Raw genomic sequence first — 16,974 nt, forward strand, 5'->3', positions numbered from 1 at the left:
CTTATTTAGTGATAATGTAATTGGCTATGTAAGCTAAACAAATAACGCCGATGGTATACTCGAACACTATAAGTATCAAGGCCCACCAATTCTTTATTTTAAGCTCTTTTAAATCTAATTTAAGTCCCCAAAATATAAAAGCAGTATAAAGTAGTACGCTCGGAGATTTTGTAATTAGTTGGGTTAATTTATTTTTATGAAACACTTTGTCGTGTATCGCTTTATTATGAATATAGGATTCTATATTCGATGGGTAATAGACTTTGGTTATCGTATCAAATAGCAAAAGATTTATTAAGAAGAATATAAGGTATAAAATAAAAGCATTGATAGTGACCTTAGATTTATTATATCCATAATCCCACCAATTTTTAGATATGAAGTTTATTATATAATGTCCATTATGGACTAATTTAACCTCTTGATAACTTTTGTCCAAAACCTCGAACTTTTCAAATAAACCTTGTTCCCTTAACTTATTTAAGACTTTTTGGTATATCATTAATCGCTGTTCATATTTAGTGGTTTCATCTATAATTATTTTATACTTATCGTATGGTATTTTAAATCTTTCTAAATCTATGTTTCCAATCTTCAATACCCTGCTATAATTATTTGCAAAGTCTATATCATCGAAATTAACGTCTCGTGATTCTTTCTCGAAATCGATATTGCTTATGATTACCGTATCTGGTAATATTGTATTTGTAAACGACAATGTGTTTATAGATATATTTTTAATTACCAGTGTTTTAGATATTGTACTACCTCGTATAAATAGTTTTCCAAATATCGAATTTTTAATTTCGATATTATTTGCGTGGTAGCCGAAGCTAAGGTCATCTATACTACTATTTTCTATTTTAATATCAAGTTTGTTGTTTTCTTGATTATTAATTTTCACTTCGGAACTTATTAATTTCTTTATTGAAATATTGTGAGAATTTTCAATTGTAAGATCGATTGGTGGGGCTATCGCACCTGTGAGAATAATGCTTTTGCTATTTATGATGGCTAATTCAATACTATTTGCGACAATTGCGGTACTATCTATTTTTATAAGTTTCCTCATATTAGGTAGAAAACCTTTTGAATACATAGTAATAGTTTTAACAGAATCAGTGTTTTTCACTATAACTTTTAATGCTTTTTTAAAACGTTCATTAGTTACGGTTTCTTCTATGGTTGTTTCTTGGCTATATGCATTTAAAATTGATGAAGTGAAAATTATTAGTACAGTGAGAAATAGTTTCATTTTGTGAATGTCAGGCTCGACTAATTTACATTTTTTTATTTATTCTCTATCTCCACCCTCGCATACGGTAATATCTACTACAACCTAATATTTATTGTTAAATCAGTAAGATTTCAATAATTGCGCCCCGGTAAAAACGGTGCATGATTGGCGATAAAACAACCTGCTTTATAGTGTAGGTTACTGTTTCACTAACCTAAAAACTGCCTTGAAATGTGTTTAAAGGGCGATTTAAGAGATTTGGGGACGAAAAAAGGAATTAATTAAGGAAAAATATGCCATTTAAACCGGGTGTAAGCGGTAATCCTAACGGAAAACCAAAGGGTATAAAACATAATACAAGCGATGAGTTTATCAGGGATTTTTTAAGAGGTAAAGCAACTGAGTACTTTACTGGTACTGGTGAAAACAGCTTCATGAATGATTTTAAAGATTTAAAACCGTCAATGAGGGTTCAGGTAATGGAGAAGTATTTGAAGTACTTCTTAGCGCCTATGGCTCACCTACAAATCGATAGTGATATTAATGTTAACCAGAACGGTGTAATCAAAATTGATTTCGGTTTTGGGAATAAGCAGATTGATAATGATATGCAAGATATCATTGATTTAATCTAAGAGTGGTAAGTGCAGATGATTAGTGAGTTCAGTTAAATTTAAGTTTAAACAGCCCCACGAAAACCAGTTAAAGATTTTTAAGAGTTCGGGCCGAACAGTAATTTGTATGGCAGGTCGGCGCTTTGGTAAAACCGATTGCATGATGACATTAGCATGTCTAACCGCTGCTAAGGGAAAACGGGTATTCTTTATTTGTCCTACATATAAACAATGCCGGGACTGGTTTAAGAATATCTTACAATTAATACCGGGGGAGATTGTAACCAACACCAATAAATCAGACTTAACTATTGAGTTTGCAGCAGGTGAAAAAGGTACAGGAATTATTAAATTTTTCAGTGGTGAACCTGATGCGATTGAGAGGTGCAGGGGGTATGAATGTGACCTTTGTATAATTGATGAGTTTTGCAACATAGCCAACCAGAACTATGTTTATTATGACATAGTTAGACCTTTAGTAGCCATTACAAAAGGCAGGGTATTTATAATATCAACTCCGAAATCTACAGCCAATTTTTTTTATCAGGCATACCTAAAAGGTAAGCAGGGGATTGATGGGTTTGAAAGTTTTAAGTTTAGCAGTTTAGACAATCCCTTCTTTCCTAAAGAAGAATATGAGCAAATAAGGGCTACTACACCGTCTATTTCTTTCCAACAGGAATATGAGTGCAACCCGCAAGCAAATGCTTCTAATCCATTTAAAGAGGTTGATATAAATAACTGTACTATGCCTCGGTTATCTGATGAACCCACCGTTTGTTATGGGATAGATATAGCTAAGGGTAATTCAGAAGATTCAGACCAGACTTGTATCGTTGGATTATCAGCTACAGGTAAGCAAACATATTTTTCACGGTTTAGGCTGAATGAATATGAAGCACAATATCAGAAGATTTTAACCCTGCCATATCCTAAAGCTTTAAAGGTTATAGATAGTTCATCATTTTCGGCGGGTTCAGTGATCTACCAGAGGATTAGAAATGAAGGTCATAATGTTATCGGGTTTGAGTTTACCAGTAAATCTAAAGCACCTTTATATTATAAACTTATTAATGCCATTGAAAAGCATGAAATTGGCTTTATAGAACCTGTAGCAGACGAATTAAAGATAATGGAGTTGACATATTCAGACAAATCTAACGTGGTTAAAATCGCTGCACAATCAGGTACAGGAATGCACGATGATGCTGTAGCAGCTATAGCTATGGCTTGGGGGTATCTTCAACGATCTGCACCCAATACCAACTTTATGAATACGTTCGGATTTGCCTAAAAAGGCAATGATTTGTTTGGCCTAAAAAGCTTTAAATCTCCGGGAGGTTAATATTTATCCTAAAGATTTTTATGAGCCAATCAGAACAACTATTAAAGCGTATACCCAAAAACTATAAAGAAGTAAACTATCTGAAATATATTCAGATAATGCAAATACCTATAGCCCCTGATGAAGAAGATTATGATGTTGAAGAATATAACGCTTACGTACAGTACGCTATCTTATCTATACTTTTAAATTTATCAATTACCGAATTAACACAACTACCTGCTACTACTATCATATCCCTGTTAACGGCTTTGAATTTTATGAATACTCCTATACAAAAAGTTAAGTGTAATCTGGATATAAAAAGTATAGAAGAAATAACCTATGATGAATGGGTAACATTCAACAAACTAAATGCTGATGGTCAACAGTGGGAGAATATGACCCAAATTCTACAGTTACTGATAAAGAACAAAACAGAAAAAGAAATAGCTGAATTATCGATTTACGATGTGATGCAGTTTTTTTTTGCGCTATCGAAATCAACATTGAAATCTTTGAATCGTTTCCAAATCTCTTTGGCTTGGAAGATTCTGAAACAGATAGTGAAGGAGAAGATCCAAAAGCTGATTCAGATATTTTATCACAACTAAATCGGGATAGCAAAAAAGAGTTTACACGGGTTTGGGGGTGGGTTGACCTTGCATTAAATGTTTCAAAAGAGATTCAAACGCCGTATCTACAATGTATCGAATTACCCTGCCTTCATGTCTTAACTCTTGCTTCATACCTGATAGCAAAAGTGAAACAATTAGAATCGAAATACAAAACTAATCAGTAAAAACCGTTATGCCACAATCAAGAGCAGCAGCAAGCAGAGCAGCCAGAGCCTCCGCATTAAGTCAAATATCACAATTGGGTACAGCCCGGAGTGAATTTACTACTGCTGATATGTTTTCGGCTGCTGAAAATGATGTATCTAACTTTATTATAAGGGTTAAAGAAAGGATTCAATCGGCTGATATGATCGTAACAGGGGCTATAGAGGATATAAAAATGCAAACATCTGATACTGGTATAAAAGTATTAGCCCCTGCACATTTGATATTTCAAGATAAGGGTGTTCGAGGTGCTGAAAGTTCAGCCCTTGCCCCGGATTCACCGTTTGCCTATTCAAGCAAAATGCCTCCCTATAACGTTTTCATCAATTGGATTAACACTAAGAATATCCAACTCCGCAATGAAGAATTTTACGATCACAAAAAGGGTAGCCCTCATTCAGATATTGAAGGTGATGAAAAGGCAATAAAGCAAGCTGCTTACCTTATGGCTCGAAAGGTTTACAAAAAAGGTTTTAAGCCCCGTAATATCTTTAGTCCTGAAATTCCACAATTGGTTGAAGACCTCAAAAAGAGCATAACAGGATTTGCAGCCAGTATGATTACATCAGGTATTAAAGGCGGTAACTCCGGGGATGTTTTTAAACGTTCTCAGTCGGAATAATTTGAATATATGATACTGCTATGTGGTTCTTCCCTGTCATTAAGCCGATGCCTTCAAAAACCGCACTTTTTGAACTCCATTCAAATTTATAAGCAGAACCTTTTTTAGTGATTGTTAAACTACAAAACTCCAATTCAGGGTTTGCCCATTCTATGAACCTACAATTATATTGGCCTTCAATACCTTTGCCATCAGGTACAACCTTAGTTGCAATTTCAGTATCAATAGCATATTTGTCCATATATAATTGTCGTGAATTTGTATAAATAGCATTGAGTAAATCGCCATTGTCCAAAATCTCATAAACCTGTATACCGTACATAGTTGCCATATCAATTTTTAAAGTCCCGAAGGTATAATATTTATGGTAAAAGATGATTACAATAACATCTCAACCTCAAAAATTTAGTCCTGTTAAAAATAACCCTGTCATGTTCCAATTAACAAGTGACAGGAGTTCAATTACATACTTCATAGTTAAAGTTTTAGCTGCTGATGACGGCGTTATAGCCAGTCAAAAGTATTATACTGTACCTCCAATACCTTTAGGTACTTATTTTGATTTGTCTTCAATCCTGTCAAATTATGTCGATTACCAGTTAGTCAATTCAGAAAATATAATTGAGAGTACCCCGAACGTGTCTTTGGCCTACAAACTGCAAATAACAGAGTATTATTTAAGCATAGGAGTATTAACACAGGGTGATACTTTAACAACTGGTTTATTTAATATATGGAACGGAGAGTTAAGAAGAATTGATTTTACCGATTTCGATTATCACCAATATGCGTTATCATCAGGATACACCGGGGCTACCCAATTCTTAACCAATAAACCCTTAACTACTGCCATTTATAGAAACTCAACCGAATACTTATACTATTTGAACGATGGTCAAAATGCGCAGGTTAAAGTTCAATACTATAATAAGAATAACGGTTTGTTAGATACTGAATATGTTACAGGTATCACCAGTACGCAAATGGCCGGGAGATTAAACGTTAGTCCTGAAACCTTTGAAAACCTATTTGATTATTCGGAGTTTTCATTTGAGTTTACACCTACTTTCGGTACACCTGCATTTTACTACACAGTTCAAATAGTAGATTTATCTGGTAATCCTTTATCCGAAAAAAGAATTTATATTTTGAGAGATGTTTTAAATTGTACAAACTCTTTTTCACTGATATTTTCTAATGAAAAAGGTGGTTACGATTCTTTAACGTTATTCAATCCAAAAGAGCAAATAAGTACTGAGAAAAGCACTATTGGTAAATATCCTTTTGCTCTCAATTCATCCGGCGTTTATTCAGATATAAATAACGGAATATATAATGAAACTTCTACTGTTATCAACTCCATAACTACAAGTCAATATACAGCAATTACAGATGTTTTAAGCGATGATTCCGCTAAATGGCTACGTAGTATCATTACTTCTGGAAAGGTTTTTATAAGGCTTGAAAACGGTAAGTATTACCCTGTTAATCTATCCAATACATCTTATTCTATTAAGCAAAAAAGATTATCTACTGATAACAACCGATTGGAAATAACTTTCAGTTGTGATACCCCCGGATTGTTCGATTAATAAAAAATCTACTATCTAATATTTATCCAAAAGCGGATAAATGAATATCGACAATTATGTGAGCGGTGTAACCGCTTCGATAACAAATCAAACATTAAAGCATTCAATAACACCTTCAATTGTGGGTGGTGCTTTTACTGATTTGGTAGCCTTAACCCCCAATATTCAGACGGTGAATACCTATGCAAATATGCTAACAGGTGGTACACCAACAATATCAACAGCGATATACAGGGTTAAGAGCGATGAAAATAAGGGTTACAGCAACACGCTGTACTTATGGTATCCAGACGATAAAAGAATCTGGATAGCAGCAACGGAAGATAATTAAGGATTAAGTGAGTACAGGATTTCCAATTTTAAACACAACACCTAACAAATCTTATTTATATGAAATTTATGGTGACTGGTGGACAGGTTCTGTTACCAGAACAGTAGGTACTACCGCAATAGGATCAACCTATAACGTAGGTAGTTTAACAGTGCCTTTTGGTTTTAGAGCAAAAGTAACTGCTTTTATAGTCAAAAGTTCATTTGGTGGCAAATGCCTCGGCTATGTAGCCAGAGGTGCAGTAAGTTGGGCTGAACCTCAGCCCAAAGTAACTAATACAATTGAATTTTCATTCCCCGCCGGGGGAGGTTCAATTATTATTCCTTGGGTGCCTGACGTGGATTTTTTAGAGGGCGGTATTCTCGACCTTAAAATAACTGCTAATGAGGCTACCTCTGGTAATACGGTTAACGTAATGCCTATTGGTCAGCTAATATCAAATGATACGCATACTGATGCTGATTACGTAGTTGATGTTTGGGGTGATAGTATCACGTGGCAAATTGGGGGTAACGCCGGAGGCGGTTCATTACCGAATTTAGGTTATACTCACTATGCAGCACGTATATGTTCTCAACTTAGAACACAAGGTATTGATGTATGGAGAAACAATAAAGGTTTCGGCGGTGCAAATACACAGAATTTAGTTGATGCTATGTATGGCGGTCTATTTGGAAGACCAAAATCAGAGTGGAAACGTCTTAAATTGGTAATCCTTGGTATCGGTATAAACGATGCTGCAAGTGGTTCGGCAAGTTCAACTGGCTATGTAGCCAAAATGAAATTGTTGTTGAATTATATATTTAAGAATGCTCCCGAATGTGCGGTATTATTAGCAGGTCAAACGCCTGTAGACCCAACGGATACCAACCGTACATTATACGTCCAATCTTATAGGGATGCGATGTTAGCTTTAACAACTGATAGCGATTTTACCGGAAAAGAAATTAAATACGTAGATATGACTACAAACTTTACCGTAACCGCAGCTAACTATACAGATACAAATCCAATGTTGCACCCTCGTTGGGATACCGGAGGCTTGATAATGTATAATAATGCGATGCCTGTAGTTAATACATTTAGTTTCGTAGCGAACGCTGCCTAAAAATGGAATAAGGAATTAGAAATTAAGAGCCACTATTGTAAGTGGCTTTTTTTATTTATATTAGATTGAAAATCAAAACCTTAGTGCTATGTTCAATCTCCCTTTTCCAACCGATAGCTTGTATAAGTTCGCTTTCATGTTCGGACTTGTCTTAATCGTATTCTCTTTTTACTTTAGAGATACACAACTCAATGAATTTGATAAAAATCAAATAAAGTATAGAATTCGAATTACTGATAGTTTGAGGAGCAACTTGATTGTTTCAAGGAATAATGATAGTGTGGTAATGGCTCAAATTAATAAAGAGCTTTCATTTAAAGATTCCGTAAAACAACATAATATCGTATTCATTAAACAATCTCTGTCAAAATTGCCTCCACATAATTTCGGAGATAGAGATACAGTTGCACAAAATATCTATAAAAAATTATTAAGTGAATCCGATTTAAATATAGATGACAACAATAATTATATTTTAACACTGCAATATTTTAGGACTCAATTTTTCGCATTTAAATCCTATAAAAGGAGACTTGAAGATGATTTGAATTTTTACAAAAGACAGGAGGCGAGAAATGAAAACTATTTTTCTTCGTTAATGTGGGTTGGTATTATCCTATTTTTAACCGGAGCAACTTTATGGTATTTTATGATACAAAAACCACAGGACGAGCTTCTTAAAATGCAAATTAGTGAAGCAAAAAGAAAAATAAAGGCGTAGGAACAAAACGGGCTATCATTTGGATAGCCCTGATAAGTATTAAAGTGAGTAGATATTCTTTTTGCCCTCTTTACCAATAACTTTGATAACGCCCGCTTTATATAATTGCGATAATTCTAAGTTTACCGTTTTACCTTTAGTTTCAGAATCGTAGGTGAAAAGTTTATTAATGATTGCATCATTAATACCTGATTTTATTTCATTTAATACAAATATGATTTTCTCTTTGTTGCCTTTGGCTTCTTCAAATTTTGTTGCCAATTTAACTTGTTTGGATGGTTTTTCTGTCGCCTCTATGTTAGCTTTATTATCGTTTAATTCAGATTCATCAGCGGTGTAATTTTTTCCTGTTGTATCCTTGTAAAGTTTCTTCAATTGCTTTAACTCAGATTTGCTTTTACTAATCTGTTCTAAATCTTTTTTTCGTTTATCATCAGCAGCCTTGATTGCATCCTTATAGGCTTGCTCAATCTCGCTTTGTTTAGTTTTAGAATTACTTTCCAATGCAGCAATTTCTTTCTTAATAGCTGCTGCAATATTATCAAATGATGCCATAGTTTTAATTGTGTAATTAATATAATCTAACTTTTACAAACATAGATTCTTTTTTGTATAAACTATCTATTTCAGCAAATAATTTTTCTGCTCGAATATTTATCTAAAACGGATGAGTAATCTAAACTTTAAAATATATTTAATTGAAGATGATGGTAGCTATGGTGCATTAGAGTGTGAAGATTTGGGTTCTGAATTTACTACTTCTTTTTCAGCCACAGTATTACAAGATATAAGCCAAAGATTAGACAATTTGTCTAAAAATATAAGCTTAAAAGCTACTCCAAATAACAATAGAGTATTAGGTAATTTATATAATCCTTCAAGATTTGCAGACACATCACTACCTGAAAGATTATATTATAATTTTTCTCCCAATCGGGGTATTAAGTGTCAAATCTTTGAAGATTCAATTTTGATATTCAAAGGTACATTCAAAATTACAGGAATCGATTTGGATACCAACGGTAATTACACCTATTCAGCCGTAGTTACAGGTAGTCTGGTTGATTTCTTCGGTAAAATAGGTGATGATCTGCTAACAGATGTTTTTGTAACAGATTACCAACATCACTACACATTAACCAATATCATCAATAGTTGGAATATGAATTACAATGATGGGTTAATAGAGCCTTATCATGACTTTTTCTATCCGCAAATCGATTACGGCAAGGGTATTGTTCAAAACCCCGCCAAATTTGATTTGCGCAATTTTAGAACCGGGGTTTATTTAAAAGGCTACTTCGATAACATATTTTCAAAATATGGGTATACCTATTCAGGTGACTTTGTAAGTTCAGATATATTCAAAAAAGCGTTTATACCGTATTCAGAACAAGAGTTTGCCAAAACAGTTAAAGATGTGATCTATACAGATTCTGCAACCGGGGCAACAACATATTCAATTACCGATGAATTTCCATCTAACAGTATTAATTTAGGCGCTATTGTTGATTCTGGAATTATTCACAGACAAACCAGAACCTATTCGGGGGTTGATGTACACAGCTATGTTTTAACCCGGAATATAACATCTGAAATAACCCTAAATCTGAATTATTCAGCATCCTTGATTGATGGAAGTGATTCTTATATCAGTGTTGTTTTATTTACAATAGATGCATCCGGGATTCCGATTAATTCAACCAGTAAAATACTTTCATTTGATGCGTCAGGTACTACTACACTAAATTTTGCATTGAAATCATATCAAAAAGGTGAAGGCTTTGGTATTGTGGCTAATGTAATTGGTAATTCAATTCCTTACTCTGCTTCTTTAACAATAAACAGCGGTGAATTTAAAATTGGTAATTTAGGTGTAGCATCCCAGATTGATATTACCTCCGGCGATACAGTTAATTTGAGAGATGTAGTACCCCAAAATGTTAAGGTTAAAGATTTTCTAAAATCACTTCTAAAGTTCTTTAATCTCTATTTAATAGAGAATCCGAATGTGCCCAACGGTTTAATCATTGAACCCTTTGATATATTTTATCAAAAAGCCTTAACCCCGGCTAACTACGCTTATGATTGGACTAAAAAAGTAGATTTAAAATCAGCATCCAAAATAAGTTTTACTACGCAGTTACCATCAGCCTATAATTTCAAGTTTAAAGCTGATAGTAATGATTACTACAATAAATTATATACAACTAAATATGCTGATACCTCTTACGGTGATTTCTCTATTACCAATAGTAAGGGTGTAGCAGATGCTGTAGATGTAGAAGTAGATTTTTCGCCTACTATTATTGTTAAAGAAAATGGAGATGACAAAGTTTTACCTGCCATTTTCAAAGGGGAATTAACAGCTAAGCAATCTTACAAAAGCAACCTTAGAATATTGTTTAATAACGGTTATTCAGTTTGTAGTCCCTATGATGTAGTTTTAACTAATTCAGGTGATACTATTTCTTATACAACTGTTCAATCCGGTCTAACTTTAACCAATAAATCATCCCATATTTTAACTGATTCAGACGGCACAGGGATTTTTAGTTTGCTCTTTGGTGTTCCAAATGAAGTTTATATGCCCGTAACACAGGATATATTTACCCTGCCAAACATCTATACAGATTTTTACCAAAACCAGATTTTAGAATTGAATGATGATAACGTAGCGGTATTTGATTTCAATGTTTATCTAACCCCGGCTGATATTTCAAATTTGGATATGCGCAACCCTGTTTTTATCCAAACTAAAGCCGGGGGCATGTACGCCAAAATCTTAAATATTGATTACTACAATAGCAAAGAAACCTCACAGGTTAAACTTCAAAAGATAGTCCTTTAACATTAAGCGAGCCGAATATTTATCGGAAACGATAAATGGCTACAAATCAAAATAACGCTGCTGAACAGGTAGTGTTAAATATTAATGTTAACGGTACTGAACAAATACAGGAGGCTACAGCCGAAGTAACCAAATTACGTGCTAAAGCAGGTGAAGTTTCCAAACAGCCTGTAGGTAATTTAGATGGTTTCAAAAACTACAAGCAATTAGTTCGGGATGCTATCAGTGAGTTACAAAAGATAGAACAACAGCAGGGTAAAAACTCAGTAGCTTTTTTACAGGGTGCTAAAGATTTAGCTGAATTAAAAAGAAAAGCAGCAGAATTTAAGGATACTATCAACGCCTTTAGCCCCGAAAATAAATTTAAAGCCTTTTCAAAAGTTGCGGGCGGTGCAGCAGGATCATTAGCGGGCTTTTCCGGGGGCTTAGTTGCGTTAGGCTTCAACTCAGAAAAATCTGCTGAAAATTTAGCCCGCTTGCAGGGGTTAATGACGTTCGCAAACGCCCTGAGCAATTTAGATGATGTTAAGCAGGGCTTCAAAGATTTAGGGCGTGTTATAGCTGCTCAGTTTTTACCTATACAAGCTGTTACCGATGAACAAACTACTGCTAACGAAGCATTAATAACATCTAATGAAGCCGTTATTGCTGCAACAGCCGAAAGGGTAGCTGCTGAAACTGCTTTGGCTACTGCTACAGAAGCTGCTAATACCTTAAAGGCAGAATCAGAAGCTGCATTGGCAAAAGTCAGAGCGGCGGGTTTAGACGCAGAAGCGGAATTATCAGGAGCGGAAGAAGCTTACTTAGAACTGGCTGCTTTGGCAGCTACCGCTAAACAGGAACAATTAGTATTACAAGAAGCTTATAATACAGCTTTGGCGCAAGAAGCAGAACTAACCGGGGTTGCTGCAACTGGTCAGGCGGGTTTAGCTGCTGCCACAACAGTACAAACGGTTGCTACCGGGGGCGCTACAGTTGCTACAACGGTTTTCGGTACTGCTTTAAAAGCTGTAGGTATAGGTTTAGTTATCGCTTTAGTAGCTGCTTTGATAACGCAATGGGACAATCTTAAAGCGAGTATCTCCGGTTTATTCCCTACAGTTAAAGCTTCAACCGATACTTTCCATTCTTTTATGGAGGTTGTTAATGGTGTTGGTTTTGCAGTTTTGAAATATCTTAAAGTTCCTATCGATTATGTTATCACTTCCATTAAAGTTTTGATTGACGTAATCAAATTGGATTTCAAGGCAGCAGCTAATGATTTAAAGGATGGTGTAAAAAATGTAGCTGATGATTTAAATGTAGTTGCCAATTATCAAAAAGGTGTAAGAGATAAAGCAGCAGCTTATGCAGAGGAAGCCCGAAAATTAGAGGTTCAGAAAACTATTGAAAATAACGATAGGAAATTAAAGCTATTAAAAGCAGCCGGAAAGGATACCACCGATCTACAGATTCAAAACGAGAAGTTGAAACTATCTATTTTGGATAAATCTGATAAAGATTATCAAAAGAAATATGCCGATGGGCAAAATGAGATAGCAGTAATTCAAGCGGAAGCTGATAAAAAACTACAGGATAAAAAAGATAAAGATGCTAAAGCTGCATCTGATAAAGCTAAAGCTGCTTTGAAATCCGATTTGGATGCTATCAAAAAACAAAATGAAGATGCCCTAAAAGTTATTGCAGAAGGTACGCAGGATGCCAGAGACAAAGAGTTAATAGATATTGATGTTAAATACAAAAAGGAATTTGCTCTACTGGAAAAACGTAAAGCAGATGTTAAAGATTTCAATAAAGAGTTTAGCAATTTAACGGAGGCCAGAAAAAACGAAGAAGCCCGTATCAATAAAAAATATGATGACCAGATAGCCGATTATCTAAAGAGTATAGAAAATGAAAATCTATCAACTTATGATAAAGCCATTCAGGAAATCAATAAGAAAATTGATGAACAATTAAAGAATGCAACCCCGGAGCAAAAAGAGGCTTTGGAAGCTTCACGCAATGACCAAATCAACAATCAAAGATTGCTGAAAATAGGTAACAGTGTTACAACAGAGGCAAACGCCAATGATGTAAAAGTTAACCGGGACAATAAAGCAAAAGATACTGATTCTGCTTCAACCGCTAAAAATAAAATCAACGCCAATCAGAAAGCAGATACTGATAAAGAAAATGCTGAATTTCAAGCTAAACTCTTAGGGTTAAAAGACCAGAATGATGCTATCGAGTTGCTCACGCAACAACATGAAACGGCTTTAACTAACATTGCTGATAATGCAGCCGAAGCCCGTAAAAAGATAGATGAAAATGCTTTTGAGGCCAAAAAAGAGATCCAAAGTGCAGAGGCTGATTTATTGGGTGGTTTTGGTTCGTTATTGGAAGATATAGGTGAAAAAAATAAAGCGATAGCAATCGCCGGGATAGTTGCAGAACAGGCAGCAGGTATCGGGAAAATTGTTATCAATACTCAGGTTGCGAACGCTAAAGCTGTAGCTGCTTCGCCGTTGACTTTCGGTCAGCCTTGGGTAACTATCAACACAATTTCAGGTGTTTTAGCAGGTGCAGCTTCAATAGCAGCGGGAGCAAAAGCTATCAGTCAGTTAAAGAGCGGTACAGCATCATCATCAGCTTACAGTTCATCTTCAACAGCGGGAGGTACTCCATCAGCCCCGGTGATTAATTCTACTGTTCTACAACAAAACGGTTCACAGGATATTGTGAATGCTGTTAAAACTGATAAAGCGCAACCTGTAAAAGCTTATGTGGTTCTGAAAGATTTACAAACCGCTCAATCTAAAGATACTTTGAATAACAATTTATCTTCTTATTAAACAAAAGAGGTGTATCCAAAAGGTACACCTTTTTCAGTAAAATACCTTTCAGCTAATATTTATCTGGAAACAGATAAAATGTTAAAAAAGAATTTGCCCCTTATAGAATTAGTAATAAATCCTGATGAAGATTCATTTGTAGAAGCGGTAGCCCTCGTAGAACATCCTGCCAATGAAATGCAGTGGTTAAGTTTTGCCAAACACGAAGAATTAATGTTTTCAACTGATGATGTAAAAAAAGAATTATTGGGTGTTGCTTTAATTCCTAATCAAGTAATTTATAGGAACTCCCCGGAATTGGGGGAATATGCATGTACGTTCTCAAAAGATACTATCCGGGAAATTTCACAGGTGTTTGCCCGGAAAGGATTCTTCAATAATACCAATTTAGAACACTCATTAATTCCGGCTGATTCCTACATCTTTCAATCTTATATAGTGGATCAGGATAAAGGAATTTTAGCACCTAAAGCCTTGGGTAACGTGCCAACGGGTAGTTGGGTCTTGGGATTGAAAGTGTTATCGGAAAATGTTTGGTCAGATATCCAATCTAAGAAAATAACCGGGTTATCAGTTGAGGGGCTTTTTGGTATGCTCGATACAAAAACTACTGTTACCCTTTCAAAACAAACTTCACTCTCCATTATAGAAAAAGCTTTTCAGGAATTAGCTGAATTAGAGCAGCTAAAACTAAATATCGGCACTACCTAATATTTATTTCTATAAAAAAGAGATGGAGAAAAGCGCAATACAATTAGCAAAGGAAAAGTGCCAAAATCTATTGAAGTTTTTTACTGAAAAGTATGAAGAATCTTTTGAAGCTGTAAAAGTTAAGGATTCAGATACAATGATTGAATATTCAGAATTGAAAGAAGGTGCGGACGTTACACAAAGCACTTCTAACGGTTCTGTACCTGCTGCAAACGGTGATTACCAATTGGTAAACGGTGCGGAGATCACAGTAAAAGACGGCAAAATAGATAAGATCACTAAAGAACCTGATGCTCCGGTAGAAGCTGATAAACCCGCTGAGGAAGATTTAGCTAAAAAAGCTGATGTACCCCAAAAAGATGTACCTGTAGAAGGTTCACCAGAGGAAGAAGCTACCGAAACCCCGGCGGATGAAGCAAAAGAAGATGATGCTACACAAGCATTAACCGAGAGAATTTCAACACTGGAAGATGCAGTTAAAAATATCCTTCAAGTTATCAGCGAAGCACCTACCAAAGAAGACGTTCAAAGTTTCAATTCGATCATTGAAACATTATCAAAAGTACCTACCCAATTATCAGCCGATACGAGGGTAGAGATTAAGGAATCCGAATTAGATATGTACAAACGTATCTCGAATTCTTTCAAAAAGTAATACCCCTAATTAAAAATGGCTTATAATATTTCAGCCCTACCTGTCTATAACGATGAAACTTCACGTGCGTTCATGACAAGAGCGATTTTAGGCGCTCAGACAATTAAAATGTTGTTAGATGCAAACGCATTTGACGGTACTGCTAAAGGTAACAAAGCGGTACAATTAGCAAATACTGATGTTCAAATTCAAGACGGTTCAACTTGTGGCCGTAACGCTTTAGGTGATACTGTTTTGGCAGAAGCTATCCTTTCTATTAAAGATTTGAAGGTTAACCTTAACTATTGCGCCCGTGATTTAGAAAAGACTTACGCTGTTCAGGATATGAAGGCGAAGATGGCAGGTCAGGTTTATGATGATGCCCTTTTCCTTGACTATATCGGTACAGAAGTTTCAGACAAAGTACAGGCAGCTTTAGAGCAAATGATTTGGAAAGGTGATAAAGCATCTGGTGCAACTGCAACCTTAAAACAGATTGACGGTTTTGTGAAACAAATTACTGGTTCAACCTACGTTCATTTATCAGGTGGTACTTCTGGTGATACTATTTCACAACTGCAGGCTTTTGATTTGCAGATGCCAGTTGAAGTAGCTAACAAAGAAGATTACCGAATCTTTATCGGTACTGATACCTATAGAAAATATGTATCTCAAATTGCTGCTAAAAATCTATTCAATCCTAACGATCAATTAACCCTTTGGGGTAGTGTTTCAAAACTTGCTCCGGTTGATGGCTTAAATGGTACTAACGCTGTAGTTGCTACACGTATGTCACAATTACAAGCAGGTGGAGAATTGCAAGACGTAGCATTAACTAACAAGTATTCAATGGAAACTGAACAGGTTTATTTCGATTCACGCTTTTCATTGGGTGTAGTTCCTATCTATACTGATTTAATCGGCTACGGTACGATAAAATAATAATTCTTAAGAGGGGCTAACAATCTGGTTAGCCTCTTTTAAACCTAAATTAAATATTAATAAAAAATGGCTTGTAATTCATTAACCCTTTTGGCTCGTGAGTGCGGAAAGAATACTAAAACGGGGGTACGTGATGATGTATATCTGATTGCGTACAGTGATTTAGCTATCATATCAGGTACTACAGATGTATATTCTGTATCATCTGGTGGTACTATTTCTGCTATCAATTTAGCAGCATCAGCTTCAACTAAATTCGTAAAATACGGTGCAGTAAAAGATCAAAACGCAATCAAGAGTGATTACACTTATAATGACAACGGGAGTTTCGATATCCAAAAACAATTAACTTTCACTTTGGCTAACGTAGGTTCTATAGCAGCAAAAACAGCAGTAGAAAATCTGTTTTCAAACCCTGTCGCTGCTCTTATTCGGTTAAAAAATGGTACTTGGTTAGCAATGGGCTTAAACGGTCAACTGCAATTAAAGACTATAGCAACAGAGGTGTCAACTTCTGCAAATGGTAGAGTATTAACCTTAGCAGGTTCTGATGTTGAAGAAATCGGAATTGTAGACCCCACAATCATCAACTCAATAGTTGCTCTGTAATT

Annotated in this window: 17 protein-coding genes; 14 read left to right on the top strand and 3 right to left on the bottom strand. The window is 35.3% G+C overall.

Going from position 1 to position 16,974, the window contains the following annotated elements; all coding sequences use genetic code 11:
- Position 1: 1 nt before the first annotated feature.
- Positions 2-1,255: a hypothetical protein gene (locus ABIC84_RS15965; protein ID WP_429264189.1), complete on the bottom strand. Its 1,254-nt coding sequence runs from the start codon at positions 1,253-1,255 to the stop codon at positions 2-4.
- Positions 1,256-1,530: 275 nt separating this feature from the next.
- Between ABIC84_RS15965 and ABIC84_RS15970 the strand changes: the two genes are divergently transcribed.
- The 4 genes from ABIC84_RS15970 (at position 1,531) to ABIC84_RS15985 (ending at position 4,639) form a co-directional block, all read left to right on the top strand.
- A complete protein-coding gene (locus ABIC84_RS15970) occupies positions 1,531-1,872 on the top strand; it encodes a DUF5681 domain-containing protein (protein WP_429264190.1) in 342 nt (113 codons plus the stop codon).
- A 106-nt stretch (positions 1,873-1,978) separates the two neighbouring features.
- Positions 1,979-3,145 carry a terminase large subunit domain-containing protein gene (locus tag ABIC84_RS15975; protein ID WP_429264294.1) on the top strand — a complete coding sequence of 389 codons (1,167 nt, stop codon included), beginning with the start codon at positions 1,979-1,981 and terminating at the stop codon, positions 3,143-3,145.
- 71 nt (positions 3,146-3,216) lie between these two features.
- The gene (locus ABIC84_RS15980) at positions 3,217-3,789 is read left to right on the top strand and encodes a hypothetical protein (RefSeq protein ID WP_429264191.1); all 573 of its coding nucleotides are present in this window, start codon (positions 3,217-3,219) and stop codon (positions 3,787-3,789) included.
- Between the two features lie 196 nt (positions 3,790-3,985).
- A complete protein-coding gene (locus ABIC84_RS15985; RefSeq protein WP_429264192.1) occupies positions 3,986-4,639 on the top strand; it encodes a hypothetical protein in 654 nt (217 codons plus the stop codon).
- Here ABIC84_RS15985 and ABIC84_RS15990 read toward each other — a convergent pair.
- Positions 4,617-4,970: a hypothetical protein gene (locus tag ABIC84_RS15990; RefSeq protein ID WP_429264193.1), complete on the bottom strand. Its 354-nt coding sequence runs from the start codon at positions 4,968-4,970 to the stop codon at positions 4,617-4,619. The genes ABIC84_RS15985 and ABIC84_RS15990 overlap by 23 nt on opposite strands.
- A 43-nt stretch (positions 4,971-5,013) precedes the next feature.
- On the opposite strand from ABIC84_RS15990, the gene ABIC84_RS15995 reads away from it, so the two are divergent.
- The 4 genes from ABIC84_RS15995 (at position 5,014) to ABIC84_RS16010 (ending at position 8,391) form a co-directional block, all read left to right on the top strand.
- On the top strand, positions 5,014-6,231 hold the full coding sequence (locus tag ABIC84_RS15995; RefSeq protein ID WP_429264194.1) for a hypothetical protein: 1,218 nt from the start codon (positions 5,014-5,016) through the stop codon (positions 6,229-6,231).
- Between the two features lie 40 nt (positions 6,232-6,271).
- The gene (locus ABIC84_RS16000) at positions 6,272-6,562 is read left to right on the top strand and encodes a hypothetical protein (RefSeq protein ID WP_429264195.1); all 291 of its coding nucleotides are present in this window, start codon (positions 6,272-6,274) and stop codon (positions 6,560-6,562) included.
- Between the two features lie 7 nt (positions 6,563-6,569).
- On the top strand, positions 6,570-7,670 hold the full coding sequence (locus ABIC84_RS16005; protein WP_429264196.1) for an SGNH/GDSL hydrolase family protein: 1,101 nt from the start codon (positions 6,570-6,572) through the stop codon (positions 7,668-7,670).
- Between the two features lie 136 nt (positions 7,671-7,806).
- Entirely contained in the window at positions 7,807-8,391 is a 585-nt protein-coding gene (locus tag ABIC84_RS16010) for a hypothetical protein (RefSeq protein ID WP_429264197.1), read from the top strand.
- 39 nt (positions 8,392-8,430) lie between these two features.
- Here the strand turns inward: ABIC84_RS16010 and ABIC84_RS16015 are convergent, their stop codons facing one another.
- Entirely contained in the window at positions 8,431-8,946 is a 516-nt protein-coding gene (locus ABIC84_RS16015) for a hypothetical protein (protein WP_429264198.1), read from the bottom strand.
- A gap of 112 nt (positions 8,947-9,058) precedes the next feature.
- Here ABIC84_RS16015 and ABIC84_RS16020 point away from each other — a divergent pair, with 112 nt between their 5' ends.
- The 6 genes from ABIC84_RS16020 (at position 9,059) to ABIC84_RS16045 (ending at position 16,972) form a co-directional block, all read left to right on the top strand.
- Positions 9,059-11,242, top strand: a complete 2,184-nt coding sequence (locus tag ABIC84_RS16020) for a hypothetical protein (RefSeq protein WP_429264199.1) — start codon at positions 9,059-9,061, stop codon at positions 11,240-11,242.
- Positions 11,243-11,277: 35 nt separating this feature from the next.
- On the top strand, positions 11,278-14,076 hold the full coding sequence (locus ABIC84_RS16025) for a hypothetical protein (protein ID WP_429264200.1): 2,799 nt from the start codon (positions 11,278-11,280) through the stop codon (positions 14,074-14,076).
- 9 nt (positions 14,077-14,085) lie between these two features.
- Complete coding sequence (locus ABIC84_RS16030) at positions 14,086-14,787, top strand: XkdF-like putative serine protease domain-containing protein (protein WP_429264201.1); 702 nt, start codon at positions 14,086-14,088, stop codon at positions 14,785-14,787.
- A gap of 22 nt (positions 14,788-14,809) precedes the next feature.
- Positions 14,810-15,442, top strand: a complete 633-nt coding sequence (locus ABIC84_RS16035; RefSeq protein ID WP_429264202.1) for a hypothetical protein — start codon at positions 14,810-14,812, stop codon at positions 15,440-15,442.
- 15 nt (positions 15,443-15,457) lie between these two features.
- Entirely contained in the window at positions 15,458-16,363 is a 906-nt protein-coding gene (locus ABIC84_RS16040) for a hypothetical protein (protein ID WP_429264203.1), read from the top strand.
- 66 nt (positions 16,364-16,429) lie between these two features.
- Positions 16,430-16,972 (top strand): hypothetical protein, encoded by a 543-nt coding sequence (locus ABIC84_RS16045; protein WP_429264204.1) that lies wholly within the window; start codon positions 16,430-16,432, stop codon positions 16,970-16,972.
- Positions 16,973-16,974 lie beyond the last annotated feature (2 nt).

This window comes from Mucilaginibacter sp. 3215 (genome assembly GCF_050433785.1).
GTDB lineage: Bacteria > Bacteroidota > Bacteroidia > Sphingobacteriales > Sphingobacteriaceae > Mucilaginibacter.